This window comes from Eikenella corrodens (assembly GCF_003990355.1).
Taxonomy (GTDB): domain Bacteria; phylum Pseudomonadota; class Gammaproteobacteria; order Burkholderiales; family Neisseriaceae; genus Eikenella; species Eikenella corrodens_B.
In genome coordinates, this window is record NZ_CP034670.1 from 999,701 (window position 1) to 1,024,859 (window position 25,159).

Annotated in this window: 24 protein-coding genes, 1 tRNA gene and 5 pseudogenes; 16 read left to right on the top strand and 14 right to left on the bottom strand. The window is 54.3% G+C overall.

Annotated elements, in window-relative coordinates; genetic code table 11:
- Positions 1-6: 6 nt before the first annotated feature.
- Genes ELB75_RS05025 through def form a run of 4 tightly spaced genes read right to left on the bottom strand, consistent with a single transcriptional unit; the run spans position 7 to position 3,286 of the window.
- Complete coding sequence (locus tag ELB75_RS05025) at positions 7-603, bottom strand: DUF4390 domain-containing protein (protein ID WP_164726813.1); 597 nt, start codon at positions 601-603, stop codon at positions 7-9.
- A complete protein-coding gene (gene rsmB, locus ELB75_RS05030) occupies positions 566-1,825 on the bottom strand; it encodes a 16S rRNA (cytosine(967)-C(5))-methyltransferase RsmB (RefSeq protein ID WP_126982985.1) in 1,260 nt (419 codons plus the stop codon). Before rsmB ends, ELB75_RS05025 begins: the two co-directional genes overlap by 38 nt.
- Positions 1,822-2,757 (bottom strand): methionyl-tRNA formyltransferase, encoded by a 936-nt coding sequence (gene fmt, locus ELB75_RS05035; protein ID WP_126982986.1) that lies wholly within the window; start codon positions 2,755-2,757, stop codon positions 1,822-1,824. The genes rsmB and fmt overlap by 4 nt, the downstream gene beginning before the upstream one ends.
- 25 nt (positions 2,758-2,782) lie before the next feature.
- Positions 2,783-3,286, bottom strand: a complete 504-nt coding sequence (def, locus tag ELB75_RS05040) for a peptide deformylase (protein ID WP_126982987.1) — start codon at positions 3,284-3,286, stop codon at positions 2,783-2,785.
- A gap of 174 nt (positions 3,287-3,460) precedes the next feature.
- Here def and ELB75_RS05045 point away from each other — a divergent pair, with 174 nt between their 5' ends.
- Positions 3,461-4,720 carry a LysM peptidoglycan-binding domain-containing protein gene (locus tag ELB75_RS05045; RefSeq protein ID WP_126982988.1) on the top strand — a complete coding sequence of 420 codons (1,260 nt, stop codon included), beginning with the start codon at positions 3,461-3,463 and terminating at the stop codon, positions 4,718-4,720.
- A 322-nt stretch (positions 4,721-5,042) separates the two neighbouring features.
- On the opposite strand, the gene ELB75_RS05050 is transcribed toward ELB75_RS05045, so the two are convergent.
- A tRNA-Leu gene (locus ELB75_RS05050) sits at positions 5,043-5,127 on the bottom strand.
- Between the two features lie 204 nt (positions 5,128-5,331).
- Here ELB75_RS05050 and ELB75_RS05055 point away from each other — a divergent pair.
- Both ELB75_RS05055 and ELB75_RS05060 read left to right on the top strand, forming a co-directional pair.
- The gene (locus ELB75_RS05055; RefSeq protein WP_126982989.1) at positions 5,332-5,982 is read left to right on the top strand and encodes an SCO family protein; all 651 of its coding nucleotides are present in this window, start codon (positions 5,332-5,334) and stop codon (positions 5,980-5,982) included.
- A 58-nt stretch (positions 5,983-6,040) separates the two neighbouring features.
- A complete protein-coding gene (locus tag ELB75_RS05060; RefSeq protein WP_126982990.1) occupies positions 6,041-7,213 on the top strand; it encodes an NYN domain-containing protein in 1,173 nt (390 codons plus the stop codon).
- 573 nt (positions 7,214-7,786) lie between these two features.
- Here ELB75_RS05060 and yihA read toward each other — a convergent pair.
- Positions 7,787-8,446: a ribosome biogenesis GTP-binding protein YihA/YsxC gene (gene yihA, locus ELB75_RS05065; RefSeq protein ID WP_126982991.1), complete on the bottom strand. Its 660-nt coding sequence runs from the start codon at positions 8,444-8,446 to the stop codon at positions 7,787-7,789.
- Between the two features lie 97 nt (positions 8,447-8,543).
- Between yihA and ELB75_RS05070 the strand changes: the two genes are divergently transcribed.
- Entirely contained in the window at positions 8,544-9,182 is a 639-nt protein-coding gene (locus ELB75_RS05070; protein ID WP_126982992.1) for a c-type cytochrome, read from the top strand.
- A gap of 138 nt (positions 9,183-9,320) precedes the next feature.
- A protein-coding gene (locus tag ELB75_RS05075; RefSeq protein WP_126982993.1) for an IS630 family transposase occupies positions 9,321-10,168 on the top strand; the annotation gives its coding sequence in 2 pieces (ribosomal slippage) (positions 9,321-9,636 and positions 9,636-10,168; 849 coding nt in all).
- Between the two features lie 197 nt (positions 10,169-10,365).
- Here ELB75_RS05075 and ELB75_RS05080 read toward each other — a convergent pair.
- Both ELB75_RS05080 and ELB75_RS05085 read right to left on the bottom strand, forming a co-directional pair.
- A pseudogene (locus tag ELB75_RS05080) lies at positions 10,366-10,815 on the bottom strand (IS30 family transposase); the annotation flags it as partial.
- Between the two features lie 103 nt (positions 10,816-10,918).
- Positions 10,919-11,332, bottom strand: a pseudogene (locus tag ELB75_RS05085) (transposase); the annotation flags it as partial.
- A gap of 154 nt (positions 11,333-11,486) precedes the next feature.
- Between ELB75_RS05085 and cas7c the strand changes: the two are divergent.
- The 7 genes and pseudogenes from cas7c to cas1c all read left to right on the top strand — a co-directional run bounded on the left by cas7c (position 11,487) and on the right by cas1c (position 16,609).
- Positions 11,487-12,334, top strand: a pseudogene (gene cas7c / locus ELB75_RS05090) (type I-C CRISPR-associated protein Cas7/Csd2).
- Between the two features lie 2 nt (positions 12,335-12,336).
- Entirely contained in the window at positions 12,337-12,993 is a 657-nt protein-coding gene (gene cas4 / locus ELB75_RS05095) for a CRISPR-associated protein Cas4 (RefSeq protein WP_126982994.1), read from the top strand.
- A 581-nt stretch (positions 12,994-13,574) separates the two neighbouring features.
- Positions 13,575-13,784, top strand: coding sequence for a hypothetical protein (locus tag ELB75_RS05100; protein ID WP_126982995.1), 210 nt, complete (start codon positions 13,575-13,577; stop codon positions 13,782-13,784).
- Positions 13,785-14,045: 261 nt separating this feature from the next.
- Positions 14,046-14,672: a hypothetical protein gene (locus ELB75_RS05105; RefSeq protein ID WP_126982996.1), complete on the top strand. Its 627-nt coding sequence runs from the start codon at positions 14,046-14,048 to the stop codon at positions 14,670-14,672.
- Positions 14,673-14,737: 65 nt separating this feature from the next.
- Positions 14,738-14,941: pseudogene (locus ELB75_RS05110) on the top strand (CRISPR-associated endonuclease Cas1); the annotation flags it as partial.
- Between the two features lie 29 nt (positions 14,942-14,970).
- Positions 14,971-15,766 (top strand): IS5 family transposase gene (locus tag ELB75_RS05115; RefSeq protein ID WP_126982866.1). Its coding sequence is split into 2 segments (ribosomal slippage): positions 14,971-15,336 and positions 15,338-15,766, totalling 795 coding nucleotides; the frame shifts between segments, so codons are not numbered across the junction.
- Positions 15,753-16,609, top strand: a pseudogene (gene cas1c / locus ELB75_RS05120) (type I-C CRISPR-associated endonuclease Cas1c). Before ELB75_RS05115 ends, cas1c begins: the two are co-directional and overlap by 14 nt.
- 91 nt (positions 16,610-16,700) lie before the next feature.
- Here the strand turns inward: cas1c and ELB75_RS05125 are convergent.
- From ELB75_RS05125 to grxB, 6 genes are all read right to left on the bottom strand, one after another.
- Positions 16,701-17,462 carry a DUF4336 domain-containing protein gene (locus ELB75_RS05125; protein ID WP_126982998.1) on the bottom strand — a complete coding sequence of 254 codons (762 nt, stop codon included), beginning with the start codon at positions 17,460-17,462 and terminating at the stop codon, positions 16,701-16,703.
- Between the two features lie 51 nt (positions 17,463-17,513).
- Positions 17,514-18,428, bottom strand: a complete 915-nt coding sequence (locus tag ELB75_RS05130) for a DMT family transporter (protein WP_126982999.1) — start codon at positions 18,426-18,428, stop codon at positions 17,514-17,516.
- A 209-nt stretch (positions 18,429-18,637) separates the two neighbouring features.
- Entirely contained in the window at positions 18,638-19,330 is a 693-nt protein-coding gene (locus tag ELB75_RS05135) for a class I SAM-dependent methyltransferase (RefSeq protein WP_126983000.1), read from the bottom strand.
- A gap of 109 nt (positions 19,331-19,439) precedes the next feature.
- Positions 19,440-20,099 (bottom strand): NAD(P)H-dependent oxidoreductase, encoded by a 660-nt coding sequence (locus ELB75_RS05140; protein WP_126983001.1) that lies wholly within the window; start codon positions 20,097-20,099, stop codon positions 19,440-19,442.
- 109 nt (positions 20,100-20,208) lie between these two features.
- On the bottom strand, positions 20,209-21,534 hold the full coding sequence (locus ELB75_RS05145) for a DUF445 domain-containing protein (protein WP_126983002.1): 1,326 nt from the start codon (positions 21,532-21,534) through the stop codon (positions 20,209-20,211).
- 2 nt (positions 21,535-21,536) lie between these two features.
- Complete coding sequence (gene grxB, locus ELB75_RS05150; protein ID WP_126983003.1) at positions 21,537-22,193, bottom strand: glutaredoxin 2; 657 nt, start codon at positions 22,191-22,193, stop codon at positions 21,537-21,539.
- A gap of 267 nt (positions 22,194-22,460) precedes the next feature.
- On the opposite strand from grxB, the gene smpB reads away from it, so the two are divergent.
- From smpB to ELB75_RS05170, 4 genes are all read left to right on the top strand, one after another.
- A complete protein-coding gene (gene smpB / locus ELB75_RS05155; RefSeq protein ID WP_003823084.1) occupies positions 22,461-22,904 on the top strand; it encodes an SsrA-binding protein SmpB in 444 nt (147 codons plus the stop codon).
- Positions 22,905-22,990: 86 nt separating this feature from the next.
- Positions 22,991-23,362 carry a hypothetical protein gene (locus ELB75_RS05160; RefSeq protein ID WP_126983004.1) on the top strand — a complete coding sequence of 124 codons (372 nt, stop codon included), beginning with the start codon at positions 22,991-22,993 and terminating at the stop codon, positions 23,360-23,362.
- Positions 23,363-23,446: 84 nt separating this feature from the next.
- Entirely contained in the window at positions 23,447-24,223 is a 777-nt protein-coding gene (map, locus tag ELB75_RS05165) for a type I methionyl aminopeptidase (RefSeq protein WP_126983005.1), read from the top strand.
- Positions 24,224-24,384: 161 nt separating this feature from the next.
- Positions 24,385-25,071 (top strand): hypothetical protein, encoded by a 687-nt coding sequence (locus ELB75_RS05170; protein ID WP_126983006.1) that lies wholly within the window; start codon positions 24,385-24,387, stop codon positions 25,069-25,071.
- The last annotated feature ends 88 nt before the right edge of the window (positions 25,072-25,159 follow it).

Sequence of the window (25,159 nt, forward strand, 5' to 3'; positions counted from 1 at the left end):
TTCCCTTTATTGCTGGCTGATGAGCAGTTTGCGCCAGCCGGAATCAAGCTGCCAGCTCTTCGAGGTTTCGCCGTTGATTTGGAAGGGGCGCGGCAGATCGCTGATACTCAGGCTCAAGCGGATGTCGGCAGCCACGTCGGCGGGGGCGGTGTCGGAGAGTGTGCCTTTGTCGAGCACTTGCCAATTGGCTACCGCGCCAACAGCCTTCAGTGCGGTGGGCAGGGTGCCGTATTCGGTGGAAAACGAGCCGACGCTGACACGGTAGCGGTCGGTGAGCGGGTGGTAGGCGAGTTTGTAGTTGATGGTTTGCGCCGAGCCGACCAATTGGCCGAGCCGCCAGCGGTAGGCGGCCAGGGTGGGCGATTGCAGGCGGTAGCTGAGTTGGAAATTAAGCGGCACGCCTTGTTTGAGGGCTACCTGAAGCTGGCCGGGCAGCTCGGTTTGGAAGCGGCTGTTTACCGACAGGCGGCCGTCGGTGGTGAGCGTGGCGTTGGAACGGGTAACGTTAATGCCTTCTGCCCGCACGCCTACGGCTGCAAAAGCCAGCAGGCAGCAGGCGAGCAGGCTAAGCAGTTTTGTGGATAAGCGCGTAATAGAAGCCATCTTGGTGCGGGTTGGGTAATAGGGTTTCGCTGCGTGTGCAGACGGCGTCGGAGTGGCGTTGCAAAAAGGCTTGCAGCTGGCTGCCGTTTTCTTCGGCAAACAGCGAGCAGGTGGACAGGAGCATCCTGCCGCCGGGCTTGAGCGTGCGCCACAGGGCATCGAGCAGATCGGTTTGCTGGGCGGCCGTGTTCTCGGCATCCTGCGGACGGCGCAGCCATTTGATGTCGGGATGGCGGCGGGCAACGCCCGAGGCGGTGCAGGGCACGTCGGCCAGCACTGCGTCGAACAGGAGGCCATCATAACACGAAGCCCATTGCCGTGCGTCGGCGGCGTGCAGCTCGGCGCTCAGATTGAGGCGGCCGAGGTTGTCGCGCACTTGTTGCAGGCGGGCGGGGTTGATATCGATAGCGGTAAGTGTGCAGTCTGCCCATTCGAGCAGGTGGCCGCTCTTGCCGCCGGGTGCGGCGCAGGCATCGAGTACGCGTTCACCGTTTTGCACATTGAGCCAGGCGGCGGCCTGTTGTGCGCCCCAATCCTGCACGGATACGACGCCTTCGGCGAACAGCGGCAGGGCGGAAACAGGTACGGGCGTAGCCAGCATCACAGCGTGGCTGCCGAGGATTTCGGCCTGCATGCCGTGTTCGGCCAGGATTTTCAGGTAGCCTTCCGCATCGTTCTGACGGCGGTTGATGCGCAGGGTCATCGGCGGATGGCTGTTGAAGGCTTCGGTGATTTGCCGCCAGTGTTCGGGGTAGTCTTGTTGCAGCCGTTTGAGCCACCAGTCGGGCAGGTTGTAGCGGCCTTCGGAGCTTTGCTGTGCCTGCTGCATCAGACTGTCGCGCTCGCGTAGGAAACGACGGAGCAGGGCGTTGGTGAGGGCCTTGTATTGGCCTTTGCCGATTTTGCCGGCAGCGCGTACGGCTTCGTTTACCACGGCATAGGCGGCGTTGCGGCTGTAGGCGAGCTGGTAGAGGGAGGCCAATATCAGGCTGCGGATATCGGCACGAGGCAGGGGCTTGTTCAGCATCAGGCCGAGTAGGGAGTGCAGGCTACCTGAAAAACGTTGGCAGCCGTAGGCAATATCTTGCAGCGCGCCACGTTCTTGGGCGGAGAGCTGCGGGTGGTCACGCCAGATTTCGGCCAGCACGTCGGACAGGTTGCGCCCGGCTTCAACGGCCGCCACGCTGTGGGCGGCGAGGGTTTGTACGTTGGCCAGGCTCATGAGTGTTCCGCTCCGAATAGGCTGCCGGCGGCAACAGGGTGGCCGGCCAGAAAGGCGGCGGCTTCCATGCGGGCGCTGCCGGCAGGCTGCAGGGTTTGAATCAGCAACGAGCCGCTGCCGCAGGCTACCTGAATACCGTTTTTGTCGGCTTGTAACACGCTGCCAGTCACGCCGCCGGCTGAACAAGCTTGTGCAGCCCAGATTTTCAGCGGTTTGCCGTGGTAGTCGCACCAGGCGCCGGGCACGGGGTTGAAGGCACGGATTCGGCGTTCGATGGCTTCGGTGGGCTGCGTCCAATCGATTTGGGCATCGGCTTTGCTTAATTTGTGGGCGTAAGTGATGCCGTGTTCGGGTTGGGGCTGGGCGTTGCGTTGAGAATAGTGTTGCAAATCGGCAACAATGGCGTGTGCGCCGATTTCGGCCAGTTTGTCGTGCAGGGTTTGGGCGTTGTCGTTGGGGAGAATCGGGCAGGGATGGCGGCTGATGACGGCACCAGTGTCGAGCCCGGCGTCCATTTGCATGATGCAGATGCCGGTTTCGCTATCGCCTGCTTCAATCGCGCGCTGGATGGGTGCGGCACCGCGCCAGCGCGGCAGCAGTGAAGCATGGATGTTGAGGCAGCCGTAGCGCGGGATGTCGAGCACGGCTTGCGGCAGCAGCAGGCCGTAGGCGGCCACCACCATGACGTCGGCTTCCATGGTGCGCAGCATTGCTTGTGCGGATTCGCTTTTCAGGCTTTCGGGTTGGGCTACCTGAAAACCGAGTTCGAGCGCGGTTTCTTTCACGGGCGAAGCTTGCAGCTTCATGCCGCGACCTTTGGGGCGGTCGGGCTGGGTGAGTACCAGCAGGATGTCGAAACCGGCCTCGGCAATGGCGCGCAGGGCAGTGGCGGCGAAATCGGGGGTGCCGGCAAAAATTACTTTGCGAATCATGGTTTCAGGTAGCCTCTTGCTCGGGTTAGAGCGTGTGTTTGTCGAGTTTCTTCATCTTGGTTTTGATGCGTTCCTGCTTCAGGCGCGACAGGTATTGGACGAAAACTTTGCCGTCGAGGTGGTCGATTTCGTGCTGGATACAAATAGCCTGTAGGCCGTCGGCACGGATGGTGTAGGGCTGGCCGTTGATGTCCAGCGCTTCGGCCACGATGCTTTCGGCACGGGTTACTTTGTCGTATATGCCCGGCACGGAAAGGCAGCCTTCTTCATACACGGTTTCGCCGTCTTTCTCCAAAATCACAGGGTTAATCAGCACTTGCAGCTGGTCGCGGCTTTCGGACAAGTCCATCACCACCACGCGCTCGTGCACGTCCACCTGAGTGGCGGCCAGGCCGATGCCTTTTGCTTCATACATGGTTTCAGCCATGTCGGCCACCAGTTGTTTGATGCGCTCGTCCACCTGTTCTAGCGGTTTGGCCACCAGGTTCAGGCGGGGGTCGGGATAGCGCAAAATATTCAGTAAGGCCATTTGATTTCTCTCTTAAGTGTGTATAGATGATACGTTCTTGTTGCAGTTGTAACGGTTTTTTCGCCTGAATACTGGCGCAAGATACCTAAAATGTTCTATGATTCCGTTAATTTCATCAACAACAACGTAAATAAAGCGTTATCAGGTTCGTTAATCCTAAAGGGAAACTCTCTCATGAGAAAACATATTATAACCTTGCTTTGCGCCATTGGCTTGACTGTTTCTGCACTGCCCGCCGAGGCCGGCTCTCTGCGTGTTCGCCCCAACGCCCCCGCACGCTACACTGTGCGTACTGGCGATACTTTGTGGGGTATTTCCGGCAGATACCTTTATCGTCCGTGGAAATGGCCGCAGCTGTGGGGTGCCAACCGCCGCACCATCCGCAACCCTCATCTGATTTATCCTGGCCAAGTGCTGGTGTTGCACTATGTAAACGGTCAGCCGCGCTTGCGTATAGACAACACCGGCGGTATCCCCACCGTTAAATTGCAGCCGCGTGTGCGCGAAACTTCTTCTGGTTATGGCATCTCTACCCTCAATCTGAACTACTACCGTATGTTCATGAAACATCCGCAGGTAATTGCCCGCCGTGCTACACAGGAAGCACCGCGTATTATCGCCGGCCCGGAAGGCAAAACCATGTATTCCTTGGGCGATCGAGTGTATGCCTACGGTGTTACCGAGCCGGGAGAATATTTGGTTTACCGCCCGGTTAAAGACATCATCGATCCGGAAACCGGTAAATTCATCGGTCAGTTGGTAACCTTCAGCGGCAAGCTGGCTACTCTGCCGGTAACCAGCACCGCTTTGGCCGAGCGTTCTGAAAGTGATCGCCAAGCTCTGCCGGATAATCAGTATTACACTCGCCGCTACCCGCTGGTGAAAGTGCCGACTGAAACTGCCCAAGCTTTGCAGATTCGTGAGCAAGTAGCCGAAATTCGTCAAGGTGACTTCCTGCTGCGTTATAACGGTGAAGAAAATGCTTTCAATATGATGCCGCATGAGCCTGAGAACCAAGTGCGTGCCCGTGTGGTGGACGTATTAGACGGTATCAGCGAAGCCGGCCAGTTCAGCACCGTTATCCTGAACAAAGGTTCGGCCGATGGTTTGGACAAAGGTACAGTGCTTAGCTTGTATCGTCAGAGCCGTGAAGTTCGTACCGACATTAACCCTGGCCCACGCATGAAATATGTTAGCATCCCGGCTGAGGAAATCGGCTTGGCTATGGTGTATAACGTTGGCGAACATGTTTCTTCCGCTATCGTGCTGGAGTCTGTTGGCAATGTGTCGATAGGCAATTTGGCCACCGAGCCAGGCCACGATCTGGACGACATGGGTCATCTCTATCGTCGTGCGCCCAACGATCCGCAAGGTCCGTATGAATACGAACATCACCAATACGACTTACGCAGCAATATCGATCCGACCCGCTAAGCGTGAAGAAAAGTGATTGAATCAAAGGCTACCTGAAAATTCAGGTAGCCTTTTTGTTGTAGATGCTAATTTTGTATTGGTAGATAGTAGATATAGTGGATTAACAAAAATCAGGACAAGGCGGCGAGCCGCAGACAGTACACACGTTACGGCAAGGCGAGCCAACACTGTACTGGTTTTTGTTAATTTACTATAGATATTTGGATTTCGGCTGGTAGGCGGGATAAGCTGGCTGTCAGCGCATTTTAGCAGCCTGTATGCCCGTTAGGCCTAAATTTTATAGGTGCGCAGAAACAAAAATAACCGCTTGAGAAGCGGTCTGTGGTGCCCAGGGTCGGACTCGAACCGACACACCTTGCGGCGGGGGATTTTGAGTCCCCTGCGTCTACCAATTTCGCCACCTGGGCAGGTGATGAAGAGATGACATTATAGGCATTTTTCTGTATTTGTAAAGTTTTTTATCAGGCTATGTTCCGATTTGTTATCCAACATAATGTTTTAAATGGGAATAAAGCTGTATCCCAATCTTGCCGTATTGTCTTTTGGTTGGCAGAAATCTCTTCCCGGATAGCGGTGGAATTCCCATTTGCGCTTAATATATAATGCACCGCATGCGCACACCCATCTTCCTTTTCTCCACTCTCCTGCTCCTGGCCGGCTGCCCCTCCGAACCGCCTGCCACACCCGAAGCATCGGCATTTTCGGCTTCCGCCGCCTCTGCCGTTACCAACCAATTTCACGGCACAGACATCAGCCAAGATCCTATCGGCGGCGACTTCACCCTCACCAGCCACAACGGCCGGCCCGTTTCCTTAAGCGATTTTCGCGGCAAAATAGTGGTGCTCGTGTTCGGCTACACCCACTGCCCCGACGTTTGCCCCACCCACCTGCTCACCTATGCCCAGGCCATTGCCCAGCTGCCGCCCGAGCAGGCCGAAGCGGTGCAGCTCCTGTTTGTTTCCATCGACCCCGTACGCGACCGCCCCGAGCTCTTGGCACGCTATGTACCCGCCTTCAATCCCAGCTTTATCGGGCTCACCAGCGCCGATGGTAGCGAAGCCGAAACCCAAACCGTGATGAAGCTCTACGGTGCCACCGCCGTAAAACAGCCGCCGCAACCCAACGGCTTTTACAGTGTAGACCACAGCAGCGCCACCTTCCTCATCAACCGCCAAGGCCGTCCCGTGGTGATGGAGCCCTTCGAACAAACCGCCACCCAATTGGCAGAAGACCTTAAAACCCTGTTAAGCCAACAACCTTAACACCAAAGGCTACCTGAAAACCATTTTTCAGGTAGCCCCAACCCGGAAACCAAACACCATGCAGAAAAACGACCAACAAGCCCGCCTCGCCGTCCTCATCGATGCCGACAACGCCCCCGCCGACATCATCGACCGCCTGCTCGAAGAAATTGCCAAATACGGCATCGCCAGCGTGAAACGCATTTATGGCGACTGGAGCCACGGTCTCTCCAAATGGAAAGCCGCCCTCCTGCCGCACGCCATCATCCCCGTGCAGCAATTTGCCTACACCAAAGGCAAAAACGCCACCGATATGGCCCTAGTGATTGACGCGATGGACTTGCTCTACAGCGGCAATTTCGACGGCTTCTGCATCGTATCCAGCGATTCCGACTTCACCCGCCTCGCCAGCCGCCTGCGCGAAAGCGGGCTCACCGTATACGGCTTTGGCGAAAAGAAAACCCCCACCGCCTTCCGCAAAGCCTGCGACAAATTCATCTACACCGAAATCTTCCTGCCCGAAAAACAGCGTACTAACAAAGAGCGCAGCAATGGCAAAACCCACGCCCCCGCCGCCGAAGATGGCAACAACACCCCCGACGCCCTGCCCCTGCTCAAACGTGCCGTGCGCGAAAACGCCGACGACCTCGGTTGGGCCAACCTCGGCCCCATCGGCAGCTACATCAACAACACCAACCCCGACTTCGACTCCCGCCTCTACGGCTACGGCAAACTCTCCGACCTCATCAAATCCTTCGACATCTTCGAACACCGCACCGACAACAACCAACTCCAAGTGCGCCGCAAAACCGAATCCCGTCCCGAAAGGCTACCTGAAAACCAAACCGAGCAACGCGAGGCTCGCCAAAGCCAAAATGAACGAAACGAAGCCCGCTCTACCCCAAACGAGCCACGCCAGCCAAACAATCTCCCTGCCGACAGCAAACCCGCCAAACGCAGCCAGCGCCCCGCCAAAGCCGAAAGCAGCCCAGCCAAAGCCACCAAACCCTCCTTCACCAAGCTCATCCCCGCCGTGCAGCAGGCCATCCAAGCCACCGCCGATCCCGACGGCTGGGCACGGCTGGGCGACGTAGTCAAACAGCTTCCCGCCGCCATCGATCCCATCCAATACGGCTGTGCCAACGGCCGCGACCTCATTCATTCCATCTACAGCGACTGGGTGGAAATCAAAAAAGCCGGTCGCGGCGAACGCATCCGCGTCAACAAAGCCTTTATCGTGAAAAACGAATAATCCCAACCAATCCAAGGTGGTAGGGAATCGTCGCATTATGTGCACTTTTATTCTAAGACGGGCAGCTTTTGTTTTGCTTAAATAATTTTTAAGCAGCTATCTGTCATCATCAAGAACAGAGCGGGTTTCCCGTGTCTCTCTACATTCTTGATAATGCCGGATAGCTGCTTAATCAGGTCTTCAAGCAAAAGCCGAAAGTGTAAACAACGCTGTTGATTTCTACATGTCAGGCTACCTGAAACTATTGAAGTTAAACCAAATTAACTTGTAATCCGTTGAGATGCCATTGTATAGTGAATTAACAAAAACCAGTACGGCGTTGTCTCGCCTTGCCGTAACATGTGTACTGTCTGCGGCTCACCGCCTTGTCCTGATTTTTGTTAATGGCTGTGTTTTACGATACTGTTGATTTCAATGATTTACAATAGGAAAACAATTACTTTTTGTTTATGAAGAAAATATATCCTATTGAATACATTAAAGATAAATATTGTTATCAACACTATATTAAAACACAGCCTTGTTAATCCACTATAAAAGCCTTTTGTCGAAGGGATTGCGGCTGCGTGTTTTTCAGGTAGCCTCTTCTTCATTTGAGGCGGTTTGTTCGTTTTCCGGCAGAGCATGCCCTGCTTCCCATTGCGCAAACCATGCGGCTACCATGGCATCCACTTCCTCCATGCCCTGTTTTTTCAGGCTGGAAAACAGTTGTACGCTCACTGCCTGCCGTGCAGTAAAAGGTTGGAGGGCACGGCGCACGGCAGCGAGGGTTTTGATCTGCTCGTTTTTGGAAAGTTTGTCGGCTTTCGATAACAAAATATGCACGGGTTTGCCGGTGCTGGCAAAAAAATCCAGCATTTGTTTGTCCAGCTCTTTGAGCGGATGGCGCGCATCCATCACCAGTACCAGCCCAATGAGCTGGGGTCGGGTTTGCAGATAGCCGCCAAGCAGCTGCACCCAATGCGCGCGCACGGCTTCGGGCACTTGGGCGTAGCCGTAGCCGGGTAAATCCACCATATAGTGCCCGTTGGACAGGCTGAAGAAGTTGATATGCTGGGTATGGCCAGGGGTTTTGGAAACGTAAGCCAGGCGGGTGTGGCCGGTGAGCGTATTGATGGCGCTCGATTTGCCAGCGTTGCTGCGCCCCACGAAGGCAATTTCGGCCGGGGTATCGGGCAGGTCTTTTAAGTGATTAACGGTGATATAAAATTTAGCGTTTTTAAAAAGCGGCATGGCTGGAACAAAAAGTAAAATTTAGTATAGAATACCACGTTTATAAAAACAGAGTATTGGGCGGCGGCTTCCTGCCTCGCCGATTTGGAGCATATACATGAAACATACTACCCTGGCCGGCCTGCTGCTGGCCGTTTCCGGCTTCACCTTGGCTGCACCGCCCGCCGCCGACATGAACAATGGCAAGCGGGTGGTGGATACAGTGTGCGCTGCCTGCCACGGCGCAGACGGCAACACCAATATCGCCACCTATCCGCGCCTGTCTGCCCAGCATCCCGCCTACATTATCCAGCAAACCCTAGCCATCAAAAATGGCAACCGCAACACCGGCGCAGCCGTTACCATGCGTCCGCAGGTACAGAACTTGAGCGATAAAGACATCTCCGATGCCGCTGCCTACCTCAACCGTCAGATTCCGAAATCCGGCGAAAGCAACCCGAAAGAAAACCCGGAACTGGGGGCACGCATTTTCCGCGGCGGCTTGCCGGCCAAAGGTTTACCAGCCTGTATGTCGTGCCACGGCCCCGGCGGCGCAGGCATTCCGGGCAACCAAACCCAGAAAGACGGCGCAGTAGCCTACCCGCGCCTGGCTGGCCAGCATAAATCTTATGTGGTGGATCAACTCCGCGCCTACCAAAGCGGCCAACGTACCAACTCCATCATGGGTGATATTGTCAAACGCATGAGTAACGAAGAAATGGATGCCGTAGGCAACTTTATTCAAGGCTTGCAATAAAGCCGTACCCTTCCATCCGGTCGTATCCTGTAAAGGATACGGCCGGATTGTTTTGGGGTTGTACTGAATTAGCAGCTAAGTTGTATTATAGTCAATTAAAAACAAAATAGTACAATAATCAACTTTGAAGGTCTAACCATGGCATACTCTGCGGACTTAAGAAACAAAGCTTTAAACTATTATGAACAATGCAAAAACATCAGCCAAACCGCAGCAACGTTTCACTTGTCAAGAAACACGCTTTACCTGTGGATTCGCCTTAAAAAACAAACAGGCAGCCTAAAACATCAAGTTACCGGTCTAAACGCCGTCAAATTGGATAGGCAAAAACCGGCTCAATATGTTGGGCAACACCAGGATGCCTATCTGCATGAAATCGCCAAACATTTTGATTGTACGGCAGCCGCCGTTTGCTATGCGCTCAAACAGATGGGGATGACGCGCAAAAAAAGACCACCACTTACAAAGAACAAGACCCGGCCACAGTAACGTATTATTTGACACAGCTGGCCGAATTTTCCGACTACCAACGTGTTTATTTGGATGAAACAGGATTTGACCGCTACCTGTTCCGTCCCTATGCCCGCAGCCTGAAAGGGCAAATAGTGAAAGCGCAGATAAGTGGAAAAAGATACCGACGCTTATCTCTTGTGTCCGCACAAGTCGGCAACCGGCTGATTGCTCCGATGGTTTATCAAAATACGATGACCGGAGTCTTTTTTGAAGCGTGGTTTCAGCAATGCCTGCTGCCCGCATTGACTCAAAAATCGGTGATTATTTTGGATAATGCACGATTTCACCGTATGGGTGTCTTACGGGAAATGGCGGAAAAATTGGGACATAAGGTATTGCCTCTTGCACCTTATTCACCTGAGCCCAACCCGATTGAGAAGGTGTGGGCGAATATTAAGCGGTATTTGCGAACCGTATTGTCTGATTACGCCCGATTTGACGATGCGCTACTGTCCTATTTTGATTTTAATTGACTATACTTTTGAGTATAATGGTAATGCACTATAAATTAATAGAACTAAAGGGTAAATCTAATCTATTTTTGGGTTGGAAGTTGTTGTTTATTTTTCTTTAAATATATTAATTATGAAACCAAATCCATCATATTGTTTTACCAAAAAATCTTCATATTCATTAATTGTTATTTATTCCTAGATCTTGCATTCGGATTTCAAGTGCAACACTCAGGTACTAGCGGTTGGAACAGATTCAAGAATAAAACACTTGGCGTTTCATAGCCAAGTATTTTTCTCGGCCGGTGGTTCAACTCATCTTGAACCCTGCGTATCTCCCGATCACTGATGTTTCGGAAATCGGTTTGTTTGGGGAAATATTGTCGGATGAGTCCGTTGGTGTTTTCATTCAGCCCTTTCTCCCAAGAATGGTAAGGGCGGCAAAAATAAGTTTCCGCCTTCAATGCCTTGGCTATTTCGGTGTGTTGGTAGAACCCTTTGCTGTTATCCATAGTGACGGTGTGCACCCTGTCTTTATGTGCCTTTAATGCCCCAATGGCCGCCCGGGCAGTGTCTTTGGCTTTTAAGTTCTTTAATTTGCAGATGATGGTGTAGCGGATAGTGCGTTCGACCAAGGTCAATAATGCGCTTTTCTGACCCTTGCCGACAATATAGTGAATTAACAAAAACCAGTACAGCGTTGGCTCGCCTTGCCGTAACGTGTGTACTGTCTGCGGCTCGCCGCCTTGTCCTGATTTAAATTTAATCCACTATAGTATCGGCCTCCCAATCACCGATGCGGGATTTTTGGCCGACGACGGCGGGTCGGTTTTCTATGCCGACGCGGTCGGGCACTTTGCCTCCGGTTCAGGTGCTGCCGTAACGTTTGCGGTAAGCTTTGCTGCATATTCTGAGATGTTGCCACAAAATGCCGCCGTTGCTTTTGTCTTGGCGAAGGTGGTGGTAAACGGTGCTGTGATGGAGCGTGATTTGGTGGTGTTTGCGCAGGTAGGCGCATACTTGTTCGGCGCTGTATTGCTGCCCTTGTGTGCGGTGCCGCCTGATTTCGCGGCTGATGGTGCTTTTGTGGCGGTTAAGCTGTTTGGCGATTTCGGTAATGGTGCAGTAGCGTGACAGGTGTTGGATAGGGTATCGTTCGTCTTGGGTCGGTTGTGTGTAGCCCATGGCAATTTTTCTTGCAGGAAAGGCCGTATGCTACCGCATACCGGCCTTTTTCTGTTATGGGAAGCTGCATTTCAAAACCCAAATCCTATTTACCAAAGAAGACGCATTAAAAAACCTGTTCAACGAAGCGAAAACTGCATAAGGAGCAAACGCTATGACTATTGAAAAACGCTACGATTTTGTTTTTTATTTGATGTGTAAGATGGCAATCCCAATGGCGACTCTGACGCAGGAAACCTGCCGCGTATCGACCCGCAAACCGGTGAAGGTTTGGTAACCGATGTCTGCCTGAAACGCAAAGTCCGAAACTTTATCCAAATGGCCAAAAATGGCGAACATCACGACATCTTTATCCGAGAAAAAGGCATTTTGAACAACCTGATTGACGAAGCCCACGATCAGGAAAACGTAAAAGGCAAAGAAAAAGGTGAAAAAACCGAAGCCGCCCGCCAATACATGTGCAGCCGTTATTACGACATCCGCACATTCGGTGCAGTGATGGCCACCGGCAAAAACGCGGGACAAGTTCGCGGTCCAGTGCAACTGACCTTCTCTCGTTCCATCGATCCCGTAACCTTGGAATACAGCATTACCCGCATGGCAGTTACCAATGAAAAAGATGCCAGCGAAACCGGTGATAACCGCACCATGGGGCGCAAATTCACTATCCCCTACGGCCTATACCGCTGCCACGGCTTCGTTTCCGCCCACTTTGCCAAACAAACCGGCTTTTCCGAAAACGATTTAGAGCTGTTTTGGCAGGCACTTGTCAATATGTTCGACCACGACCATTCCGCCGCACGCGGACAAATGAATGCACGCGGGCTTTATGTGTTTGAACACAGCGGCAGCTTGGGCGATGCACCTGCCGACAGCCTGTTCAAACGCATTCAGGTAGCCAAAAAAGACGGCGTGGAAGTAGCAAGGAATTTTGACGACTACCTTGTCGGCGTGAACGATCAAAATCTTGGTGAAACCAAGCTGCTGCGTAAATTAGGCTGAAAATGACCGCACTTTTAACCAAAACCCAAGGGGAGAATCAAGACGCGCGCCTGATTCCCCTTTCTGCCCTGCAACACTACGCCTTCTGTCCGCGCCAATGCGCCCTGATTCATAACGAGCAGGCGTGGGCGGAGAACTATTTGACTGCGCAGGGCAAGGCGCTGCATGAGCGGGTGGATTCGGGCGAGCCGGAAACGCGCAAGGGCGTGCGCTTTGAGCGGGCGGTGCATGTGTCGGCGGAGAAACTGGGCATCAGCGGCGTGTTGGATTTGGTGGAAATCGAAACAAAAACAGGTCGTCTGAAACCCGTGGAATACAAACGCGGCAAACCCAAACCCGACCCGATGGATGAAATCCAGCTTTGCGCCCAAGGCTTGTGCTTGGAAGAAATGACGGGGCAAACCGTCTCTGAGGGCGCGTTGTGGTATATGCAAACCCGCCACCGTGTTCCCGTCGTATTTTCAGACGACCTGCGCTCCCAAACACTCGCTACCATCGCCGCCGTGCGCGACCTTCTAAACAGCGGACAAACCCCGCCGCCTAACTACGGTAAATGCTGTAAAACCTGCTCGCTGGTGGAGATTTGCCAGCCGGAGTTGTTGGGGAAACGGGGTAGGAGTGTGGGGTACGTGGAGGAGTTGTTTGGGGAAGATACATGAGTAATTATTAGTAATAATTCAACTATGGAGATAAAACATGTCAAAGAACTTATTTTTAGTGCAATATCAAGATCAAAGCTATTGTGATGATACTTCAGAAACTCTAGATCAAGTTTATTTGAGTGAAGAGATGTATGGAAAAATCCAATAACATGTAAAATCAAAAGAAATTTTAGAGACTAAGAATTCTACTTATAAACTTTCAATAAGTTATATTGAGAATGATGATATTGATAATATTGTAAAAAATATATTAATCCCTGCTTGGATTAGAGAAATTGAAAAAGCAGATACAAATTTGATTGATAATAACATAGAAAGAATAATGTCTTCTTCTGGGAATATATCCAATATATTAGATTTAAAGCGTAACAATTATAAAGATGATTCTAATGTATTAGTCATGGTAGGTGAGATATGTGTAATCACGGCAAAGAAGGTGAAATGCAAGTTACTGAGTTAATATCTCAAATGGTACAGTTAAATAATTCACCAGTAGACTTTGTTAGATATACAACAACTAATACTCCAGATAATGGACATGATATTGGAGTGCGTCATACTGAAAAAACTTTGATGAAATGATGGCAATTTCAAATGGCAATTTATCTGAGTTTTCCTCCCCCACCAAAAAAAATGATGAAAGCAACAGAATGAAAACAAGGATTGATGTAAAAAATGAAAATAACAAAATAACAAAACCTGTGGCAGAAAAATTCATTGCTGATATTAAGAAGCATCCAGATTGTAAAGGACATCTTTTGTTGGGAGATAATGTTCTAACAAAATGAGCTGAGAATTTGTTCCGTGAAGCTGAAAAAATTATCCAGATAAGAAAATTGGATATATTTCTAATGAAGGAATACAGAATATTAAAAAGGTAACACTTGCTCAGCTATAAAACCAAAACGATAAAAATAAGATAAATTAACGATTATGGGTTGGGTTATGACGTTCCGTCTACTCTACCGTTCTGGAATCATGCCCAGTATAATTTATTTAATGCAGAGCGATACCCTGCTAATTTTTAATATTTATATAAGGAAAGATTTATGACACAAAAAAATGATTTTAAAAATGCTAATTTTTATGGGAATACTCAAATAGTTAATGGCGGTGTTCATAATGTACATACTCAAAATGCACCAGATTCAATAAATGAAAACGAAATAGCCACATACACCCCGGAACCAATTTGGAGAAGTCCCATTACGATGGCTTGGCTGACATGGGCTAGTTTTCTGATTTCTTTATCAGGGCTATTACCTATTTATAAATTAATAGTTAAGCCTATATTATATTTAGTAAATGATGGATATATAATACGAAGTGGAATAAGTAATAATATTTATATATTTATTTTAATGGCTATCGTTATATTATTTCTTATCGCTATTGTATTACGAAGAATTACTAAATATCAAACTAGATACCCATTAGTTTTTAACTATGCAATCAGCGGTATGGGGCATCGTATAATTCTAGAGAAAATTAGTATTTCTCAATGCCCACAGTGCGGTGGAGAAATGAAATATTATAATAAACCAATCGAGTGGGAGGAGATACGTTATCCTGATGGTAGCAAGAAAAGAAGGGTAACAAGAACTACACCAGCATTAGAGTGTAAAAGAAATCGTGAGCATTGGTATAAAGTTGATCCTGCAGAAGATAAAATCTAATTTTCAGGTCGCCCAGTCACCCCCATTAAACCCTAGAAGCACGGTTAAACCCTAAGGAGTTCCCCATGCGCAAACTGCAAAACACGCTCTACATCACCATCCAAGGCAGCTATCTGCATAAGGAGCGGGAGACGCTGGTGGTGGAGCAGGAGCGTAAGAAGGTGGCGCAGTTGCCAGTGCATTCCATCGGGCATATTTTCTGTTTTGGGAATGTGCTGGTGTCGCCGTTTTTGCTGGGGTTTTGCGGTGAAAATAATAGACCTCTTGCGAAAGTATCCTGAAGATTTACAATTCCCAAATGAAATACGAAAACCTCATCCAAAGAAGCGACAGGGAATTCAAACGGCTCACAGGTGTAACGCCCGTCCTTTTTCACGAAATGCTGCAAGTCACCACAGAAGCAGAAAGCCGGAAGGTCAAGTCGGGCAGGCCGCATACGCTCGGTTTGGCAGACCAACTGCTGCTTACCCTAAGCTATCTGCGCCATTACCATACCCAACTCGAATTGGCCGCCATCTACGGCCTTTCCGAAAGCAATGTCTGCCGCACCATCCGTAAAACCGAGGACGCCCTCATCCGTTGCAAACGCTTCTCCCTGCCAAAGCACAAGAATCCGGGCGACCAAACGGTCATCATTGACGTTACCGAAAGCCCGATTGAACGTCCCAAAAAAACAGCGGCAGTATTACAGCGGCAAGAAAAGGCGGCACACGGTTAAAATCCGGGTCATATACGGCAGGGAAACGGAAAAAATCATCAGCATCCGGACGGGGATGGGTGCCCGGCATGACATGCGTTTAGCCAAGAGGCACCTTGCAGAGCTTTATCCCTACAAAATAGTCATTGCGGATAAGGGTTATCAAGGATTGGCCAAAACCGGATTACAGACCCCGAAAAAGAAATCCAAACGTCATCCGCCGGACAAACAGGATAAAGAGGCGAACAGGCGGTTAGGCAAACTCAGAACCGTCATCGAGCACATCAACAGGAAACTGAAGATATTCAAAATATTGTCGCTGCCTTACCGCAACAGGCGGAAACGGTTCGGGTTAAGGGCAAATCTGATTGCAGGACTGGTTAATGCGATGGGATGAATATTTTCGCAAGAGGTCTAATGTGAATTTGGCGTTTTTACCGAAAACGGGCGTTTCTTGGGGCGGCTTCAAGGGCGGCAGAGTGGCAATGTGCTGCTACGTCGGGAGCAGTATCGGGTGTCGGAGCAAAATCCCGTGCCGATTGCGCGCAATATCATTGCGGCGAAGATTCAGGCGAGTACGCGGGTGCTTCAGCGGCAGATTCGCAATTACGGTGAGAATGCGGCGATTCAAAGTGCGGTCGATGCTTTGAACATTTCGCTGCGGCAGTTGAAGGGCGCGGCGGAGCTGGACGTGGTACGTGGCATTGAGGGCGATGCGGCAGCGCGTTATTTCGGCGTGTTCGGACTGCTTTTGAGCGAAAAAAGCGGCTTTACTTTTGATGGGCGCAACCGCCGCCCGCCCAGAGACGGGGTGAATGCGCTGTTGTCGTTTATGTACAGCATTCTAGGCAAGGACATCAGCGGCGCGCTGCAAGGCGTGGGTCTGGACCCGCAGGTGGGCTTTCTGCACGCCGACCGGCCGGGGCGCGACAGTTTGGCGCAGGATATTTTGGAAGAGTTCCGCGCGTGGTGGGCAGACAGGTTGGTGCTTTCACTAATTAACCGCGGGCAAATCAAACCGCAGGATTTTGTTACCGAGGCAAGCGGCGCGGTAAGCCTGAAAGCCGATGCGCGTAAGCTGTTGTTCCAAGCTTTGCAGGCGAAAAAGCAGGAGAAAATCGTTCATCCGTTTTTGGGCGAGGAAGTAGAAATCGGGCTACTGCCGTATATTCAGGCCATGCTGTTGGCGCGGCACTTGCGCGGGGATTTGGCGGAATACCCGCCGTTTTTGATGAGATAGGCCTGGCGGTACGTTCTGATTTTAAATACAAAGAAAAGGCTGCCATTGCATTTGCCTAGTATGCTGGAAAATTTCAGGTAGCCTTCTTGTTTTACCCGACAGGCTTGAGCCAGCGGAAGGCGCGGCGCAGTTCGGCGGTGCTGTTGGTTTCGTAGCAGCGGCCGTGGGCGAGGATGATTTTTTCGGGCTGCCAGGCAAGCATTTGCGCCAGGCTCTCGCGGGCGGCGGCGCGGTTGCGGAAGGTGGCGCGCCAGTCGGGCGGGGTTTTGCCGTCGGGCTCGGCAATACCGACCCATTTCATTACCTGCGCCCAGAAGCGGCTGGAGAATTTGGCGGGCTCGAAGTTTTCGATAAGGTCGGTGAGGATCAGGGTACGGCTGGCGCGGTGGAAGAATACGGTTTCAGTCATGACCGGGCTGCCGAGGAAGGGGAGCTGGGCAATGTCGTCTGCCCAGTGGGGCGGGGCGCTGGGGCCCAGATCGGCATCGAAGGATACGGCGATGCGTTGGGCGGCGGCGCGCTCGCGCACGCCGAGGCTGGCCCAGGCGGTGGCTTGGGAATAGTGTTTTTGCCAGGCGGGGATGTGGGCGTAGTGGATGCGGTTGGGCGAGACGAGGTGGCGCACTTCTCCCAATGCGTTGATTTGGGATAACAGTTCCGGGTTTGGTTCGATGGGGGAATGGCACCAGAGGCCGCCATCGGCGAGGCGGATAACCGTCATGCGGGTGCTGAAGGGGATGCTCAGACCGAGCGGGAAGGCCATGCGCACGATACCGCCGTCGGCAATCCAAATATTGTTGTCGAAGGGTTTGAGGGTGTGGAGCGGGCGGTAGAGGTGGATGGGGGCGGACATGGTGTTTCCTTTTTTCAGGTAGCCTTGGATGGGGCTACCTGAAATGTTTTATTACCGCTTCGTGCGTTTGGCGAAGTTCATCAGGCTCATCCCGGCCACCACGGCTGCGCCGCCAATCAATAATGAGACGTGCGGTGGCTCGTGCAGCCAAAAGGTGGCGATGGCGATGCCGAATACGGGCACGAGTGCCATGTAGGCCGAGGCTGTGCCGACACCGAGCTGGCGGATGCCGTCGAAATACCAAAGATAGGCCAGCATGGTGGCGCCGAAAGACATGGCGGCAAGCAGCAGCCATACCCGGGCGGGCGTGTGCTGCAGGCTGTGGGTGAACGCGCCGCCTTCGTAAAGCGCGGTTAGAAACAGCAGCATCAGTGCGCCGATGGCTACGGTGGCGGCGGTGGTGAGGAGGGGGCTGATGCCTTGCAGCAAAACGCGGCCGATGAGGGCGTAGCCTGTCCAACACAGCACGGTGGTGAGCAGCAGGTATTCGCCCGTGCCGAGGCCGCCGGCCAATATGGATAAGGGGTTGCCGCGCGCGATGGCGGTGAGCGCGCCGAACACGGCCAAGACCATACCGATTATTATGCCGCCATTGAGCCGTTCTTTAAACAGCACGGCGGCCAGCAGCAGCGTCGGAATGGGGTTGAGTGCCACCACGGTGGCGGCCTTGCCGGCGGGAACGTATTGCAGCGCCTGCATGAAAAACACGGCATAGCTGCATACGCCGAACGCCGCAGCCGCGGCCAAACCCGCCCATTGGCGCAGGGTGAGCCGGAGCAGCGGGCGCGTGCCTTCTTTCAGTAACAGCCAGCCCACTAACAGAACGGAGGCCAGTATAAAACGCAGCGTGGCAGCCGTGAGCGGGGGCATGGATTGAACAACGGCTCTGCCCCATGACCAGTTTGCGCCCCACAGCAAGGCCATTCCGAGGAGCTGCAGGTGCGGGCGTAAAGAGTGTGTGTGCATAAATATCCTGTGTGTAGTGGATTAAAATCGCAATGATACGGCGTTGGCTCGCCTTGACGTACTACCCGTACACCTTGCGGCTCGCCGCCTTGTCTCATTTTTATTTTAATCCACTATATTTGGTTTTTTAGCTACTTTATGAGAGGTTACCTGAAAAAGGGGCTACCTGAAAGCGGGGTTGCCGCACAGAGGAGGCGGCATTTTTAATCTTAGGGTTTGTCGGCGGCGAACACCACGAAATTGTAGTGCTGGAAATAGAGCGTGGGCGGCAGGCCGGCGGCGGTGAGCCATTGGAATTGGCCGGACAGGGTGACCATGCGGTCGAGTTTGATGCGTTCGAATGCAGCGGCTTTGGCTTCGGCGGACAAATCGGGATGGGCGGTTACGTGCTGCCGCCAGTGTTCGGTGTAGGCCGCCTCGGCAGCTTCGGTTTCGCCCAGCACTTGGTCGGCGTTGATGAAGCGGCCGCGCGGGGAGAGCAGGCGGGCGATTTGGCGGAACAGGGTTTGCTTTTGCGGGTTGTCGAGGTGGTGGATGGCGAGGGCGGAGACGATGAGGTCGAAGCTGTTTTCAGGTAGCCTGTCATCGGGTGCGAGCCGGGCGAGGTCTTGTTCGATAAAGTGGACATTTGGCAGGCCGCGGAAGCGTTCTTGCGCTTTGGCGAGCATCTGCACGGAGATGTCGGCCAGGATGAATTCGGCTTGGGGGCAGCGGGTGTGCACGAAGGCGCTCATCAGGCCGGTGCCCGCGCCGAGGTCGAGCACGCGGCGCACGTTGGGCACGGCGGCGGCGAGTTCGGCAGCGGTTTGGTAGAAGAGGTCGAAACAGGGGATGAGGGAGCGGCGCTGGCCGTCGTATTGTTCGGATACGGCGTTGAACTGGCTTTGGAGGGTTGGGGGCATGTTTTTCTCGGGCAGGCGGTTTCAGGTAGCCCGTTGGCATATGGAGGCTACCTGAAAGCGGGCGGTGCGGGTTTCGGCAAGGCTGAAGCTATCGGCTCAGCCGTTTGCTTTATTCCGCCCAAACCACGGTTTCGGCGGCATCGCGGCGGGGTTTGGGCTGAATATCGCGGGCGCGGTAGCCGAAGGTGGCGGCCACGGACACGCCGTATTCGGCGGGGTCGAGCAGCCCGGCTTGGGCAAGGATGTGTTCCACGGCGGCGTAGTTCATGCCTTCTATGGGGCAGGAGTCGATGCCGAGCATGGCGGCGCCGGTGAGCATATTGGCCAGGGCGATGTAGCTTTGTTTGCTCGCCCAGTCGAACAGGGCGCGTTCGTCGTCGGCGATGGCGATGTCGTGGGTTTGGAAGTTGAGGTAGCGCTCGAGGGCGGCGGCGCGCTGCTCGGGGGTGAAGCCGCGCCGGTCCATCAGCTCGCTGAAAAAAGGAGTGTCGTAGCGGGCGTGTTTTTTCGCCAGCAGGATCACTAGGTGGCTGGCTTCGGTAATGCTGCTTTGCATGCCCCAGGCCACGGGCTTGATTTTTTCGCGCAGCCCTTGGTTTTGTATCACCAGGAACTTCCACGGTTCGGAGCCGACGGAGCTGGGCGAGAGGCGGCCGAAATCGAGGATGGCGGCGAAATCTTCGGCGCTGATTTTGCGCGCGGGGTCGTAGTGGCGGGTGGAAACGCGGCGGCGGAAAATCTCGAGGGCTTGCTGGCGGGTGAGGATCATGACGCTTCCTTTCTATGGCATGGCATGTTTATCGGAGGGATGACTGGTTTGGGCGGCGCAGAAACGGGCTTTGTGTGTTTTCAGGTAGCCTTTTGCGGTCGAACCCGGCCTACAGTGAGGGCAGCCATTGGCTGAGAGTGTAAATCAGCAGGCCGACCAGGCCGCCGACCAAGGTGCCGTTGATGCGGATAAACTGCAAATCACGGCCGATGGAAAGCTCGAGTTTGTCGCTCATTTGGCGGCTGTCCCAGCTTTTCACTTTGTCGGCGATAAATTCGGCGGCGGCGTGGCGGTGGCGGCGCACCAGGCTGCGGGCGAGCAGGGCGAGGCGCACGTTGAGGCGGCGCAGCTGCTGCGGGGTGGCGGCATGTTGTTGCAGCAGGTAGGTGAGCAGGCTGTTCAGCCGGCGTGCAGCGGCGGAATCGGGGCGTTGGGCATCGGCGGCGAGGCGGGTGGTAAGGCTTTGCCACAGTTGGGCGATTTGCTGTTGCAGCCCGGGGGAGTCGGCCAGGCGGCGTTTGGCCAGGGCGAGTTTGCGTTGCCAGGCTTCGGATTGGGCGAGCTCGCGGGCGAGGGCGCGGTATTGGCGGCGGAAGGCGGTGCGCAGTTCGTGCTGCGGGCTGGCGAGGGCGGCTTCGAGGTAGTTGTCGGCCCAATCGAGGGCTTTTTGCGCCACCCAGCTGTCGATTTGGCCGACGAGGCGGCCGCGCAGCTGGGCTTTGAGTTTGTCCCAGGTGTCGGGCTGGCTGGTTTCGATTTTTTCCGCCCAGGTGCGGAGGTTTTCTTCGAGCAAAACGCGGGTGTCGGGCTGTTTGATCCAATGGCGGATTTGGCCGAGCAGGGCGGTTTGCAGGCTTTCAGGCAGCCCTTGCTGTTCGAGCAGGAGCAGGGCTTGGGAGAGGGCGCTGCCGAGTTGTTTGCCGCTGCCGTGTGCGGCTAAGAAGGCGGCGCCGAGGCGGGCGGCTTCTTGCGGCGGGATGGTTTGCAGGGCGGCGGGGATTTGGCGGGCGAGGGCAGGCAGCCATTCTTGGCGGGTGCTGCCGCGGGCCAGCCAGCGGCGCAGTTTTTCGGCGATGCGCAGGCGGTAGATGCGGATGGCGATGGGGCGCTCGGGCAGGAAGTTGGTTTCGATGAAGCGGCCGAGCTCGTCGGCAATGCGGTTTTGGTTGCGCGGCAGGATGGCGGTGTGGGGGATTTTGAGGCCGAGCGGATGGCGGAAGAGGGCGGTTACGGCAAACCAGTCGGCCAGCGCGCCGACGGTGGCGGCTTCGGCGAAGGCTTTCAGGTAGCCCAGCGCGGGGTGGCGCTGCACGAACAGCGCGGAAACGATAAACAGCAATACGGCAGCCAGCAGCAAGCCGCCGGCCTGGCGGCGGCTGCGTTGCAGCCTGGCGCGGGCGGCGGCTTCTCGGGCTTGGCCGGACAGGGTGTTCATGGCTATAGGGCGCGCTCGGAATAGAGCGGCACTTTGCTCTCGGCCGACAGGCGTTCGATATAGGCCTGCAACTTGGTGGGGAAGGCGATGCCTTTCACCAAGGTGAGGTTGCGCAACACGGGGAAGATGATGATGTCTTCCATGCCGGGGGCGCTGCCGTTGAGATAAGGCTGTTCGCCCAACAGCGCGGCCAGCTCGGGCAGGGTGATATGGATGCGCTCGAGATAGGTGTTGGTTTCGGCTAGGTTTTGCTCGAAGCTGCCGATGTTTTGCTCTTTTTTCTGCACGAAGTAGGCAATGGCTTCGGCGGTGGCGAATTCGGGCAGGGGCGGTTCGAGGCGCACTTCGCGCGGCATCACCAGATGGTTGTAGTATTTGTTTACTTGGTCGAACCAGGCCTGCACGGCGGGGCGGATGGTTTCATCCAGTCGGGTTTGGCCGGCGAGCTCGTCTATATAGCGCACGATATCGAGGCTCTCGCCCATGTGGCTGCCGTCGGGTTTTTGCAGGATGGGCACTTGTTTGGCGCCGATCAGTCCGATGGGCGTGGCTTCGTCGTCGTTTGGCAAAATGATTTCTTCCACCGGCACGTTGCGCAGGCCGAAAATCATGCGGGCGCGCACGCAGAAGGGACAGTGGTCGTAGAGATAGAGCTTCATGGCGGTTTCCTTGACAGGGATTGATTGCAAGCAGGGAGATTGTAGCACGGCGGCAGAAGGCTACCTGAAAGTATCGCGGATTAAAATGAAGAATGGGAGCAGGCAGCAAGCCGCAGACCGTACAAGCGGCACGGCAAGGCTGGCCAACGCAGAAGCATTCTTAATGTGGATTCACTCTATCTGCCTGCCAAAGCCGTTGCCGGGCGAATGTTCAGCGGCACGGTTTGCTGTTAAAATCCGCCTTCTGTCACGAAACGGCAAAGCATCATGAGTATCGCCAACAATAAAAAAGCCTTTCACGATTATTTTATCGAAGACCAGCTCGAGGCCGGATTGGTGCTCGACGGCTGGGAAGTGAAAGCCGTGCGCGCCGGGCGCGTGCAGCTGAAAGAAAGCTATATCCACTGGAAAAAAGACGCGTTTTACCTGGTGGGCTGCCACATCACCGCGCTGCCCACCGCTTCTACCCACGTTAAGCCCGATCCGGTGCGCCAGCGCAAGCTGTTGCTCAAGCAGAGCGAAATCAACAAGCTGATCGGCAAGGTAGAGCGCAGCGGCTACACCCTCGTGCCGCTGAACCTGCACTACCGGCGCGGCTACATCAAAATGGACATCGGCCTGGCCAAAGGCAAAAAACAGCACGACAAACGCCAAAGCATGAAAGAAGCCGACTGGAAGCGCGAAAAACAGCGGCTGCTGAAAAACCGCTGAATTGCTTGTTTGCCCGGTTATTAAGGCTACCTGAAAGCGCTATGCCGCCAGATTTCAGGTAGCCCCACCTTCAGCAGGATCCCCTTATGAAACAATCCTCCCTTTTTCTCCCCATCGTGCTGATTATTTTCGGCGCCGTTTGGTTTCTCAGCAGCACCGACATCCTGCCCACCACCGCCACGCTGCTGGCGCTCGCGCTGGTGTTGGGCGGCCTTGCCCTACTGCTGCTCGACGGCATCAACACCCAAAGCATCGTGCACGGCCCCATGCTGATGTATATCGGTGCCGCGGTTTACTTGCGCAACCAAATGTTTATCAATACTGCCCCGCTGGCCGCGCTCGGTATGATGCTGCTCGGCGCACTCATGCTGCTCGCCCGTAGCGGCATCGTGCCGCAAAAATACGGCGCCCACAGCATCCCGCTGCGCCGCAAACGCCGCAACGGCGAACAGGAATAACATTAAAGGCTACCTGAAAAAGTTTTGGCCAGGCCAAAGCCTCGTTTTCAGGTAGCCCTTACCGAAATGATTAGGAAAAACAATATGGCCATCATCATCAAAACCCCAGAAGAAATCGAAAAAATGCGCGAACTCGGCCGCCTGGCCGCCGAAGCCCTCGACTACATCGGTGATTTCGTCAAACCCGGCGTGACCACCAACGAACTCAACCAGCTGGTGCACGATTATCATGTAAACGTGCAAGGCGGCTACCCCGCACCCCTGCACTATGGCAACCCACCCTTCCCAAAATCCTGCTGCACCTCCGTAAACCACGTTATCTGCCACGGCATCCCCGACGATAAACCCCTGAAAAACGGCGATATCCTCAACATCGACATCACCATCAAAAAAGACGGCTTCCACGGCGATTCCAGCCGCATGTATGCCGTGGGCACCATCAGCCCGCAGGCACAGCGCCTGATCGACATCACCCACCAAAGCATGATGGCCGGCATCGAAGCCGTGAAGCCCGGCGCCACCCTCGGCGACATCGGCTACGCCTGCCAGCAAATCGCCGAAAACGCCGGCTATTCCGTGGTGCAGGAATTTTGCGGCCACGGCATCGGCCGCAGCTTTCACGAAGACCCGCAAGTCGTCCACTACGGTAAAAGAGGCACCGGCCCCGTGTTGCAGCCAGGCATGATTTTCACCATCGAGCCCATGATTAATCAGGGCAAACGCCACCTGCGCATCCTCGACGACGGCTGGACCGTAGTTACCAAAGACCGCAAACTCTCCGCCCAATGGGAACACGAAGTGCTCGTTACCGACACCGGCTGCGAAATCCTCACCGTCAGCCCCCGTACCGGCCGGCCCTAATCCCGCCGCGCCCCATTCCGGCCAACCGGCCGAACCGCAATCCGCGCTTGGCTGAAACCATCATTTCTCCGCACCAGGCAAACCGATGCGGCAGGAAGAAATAAACGTTTCAGCCACCCCCGATTTTTCAGGTAGCCTTTTCCCCTTCGCCAAGCCCCGCCATGAACCGCACCTACCAAATCTTCTATTCCTTCTACACCGACGACGCCCACATCGACGGCAGCAGCCCCATTACCGTATCCGCCGCCGAACTGCCCCAATACTTCAGCCGCCTGCAACAGCACCACGACTTCCTCGGCATCATCGACCGGCACGACAACACCTTCCAAATCCTGCTCGAAGAATTCAGCGGCTTTTACTGGGGCGAAATCCCCGATCCCGTCAAGGCAGGCGCGCACGGCCGCTTCTACAGCGCCGAAGAAATGCTCGAACTGCTGGGCAACCTGCCTGCAGAATTCGTGCCGCAAAACTTCGAAGGCCTCAGCTTCCAGCCCTGGCAAGAATATTTTGAAGACACCCCCTACGGCAAAGAAGCCCAACGCCTGTTTGAAAGCAGCGGCGACACCGGCGAAATGGTGCGCACCGCCGAAGACATCTGCGAATCCTGCCGCCTCGGCGCATGGGACAACCTCTGCGACGACGGCTTCGCCCTCCTGCAAAGCGAACTCCCCGCCAGCCCCGCCGCCTACACCGAAATCAACTACCAGCGCCTCTGCCGCAGCCTCGATTGGCTCGAAGACCTCGTGGCTGAAAACGGCGCATTCGACGAAGACAGCATGGACGACTTGTGCGACATGCTGCTCGAACGCATCGTCGACCTCGACAACTACCGCCAGCCGCGGCACTAGGCATAGCCCATCGGAAGGCTACCTGAAAACGCATAGGGCGGAGGTTTATGCCAGTCAAACAGCGAAAAGGCTACCTGAAAAATGTTTC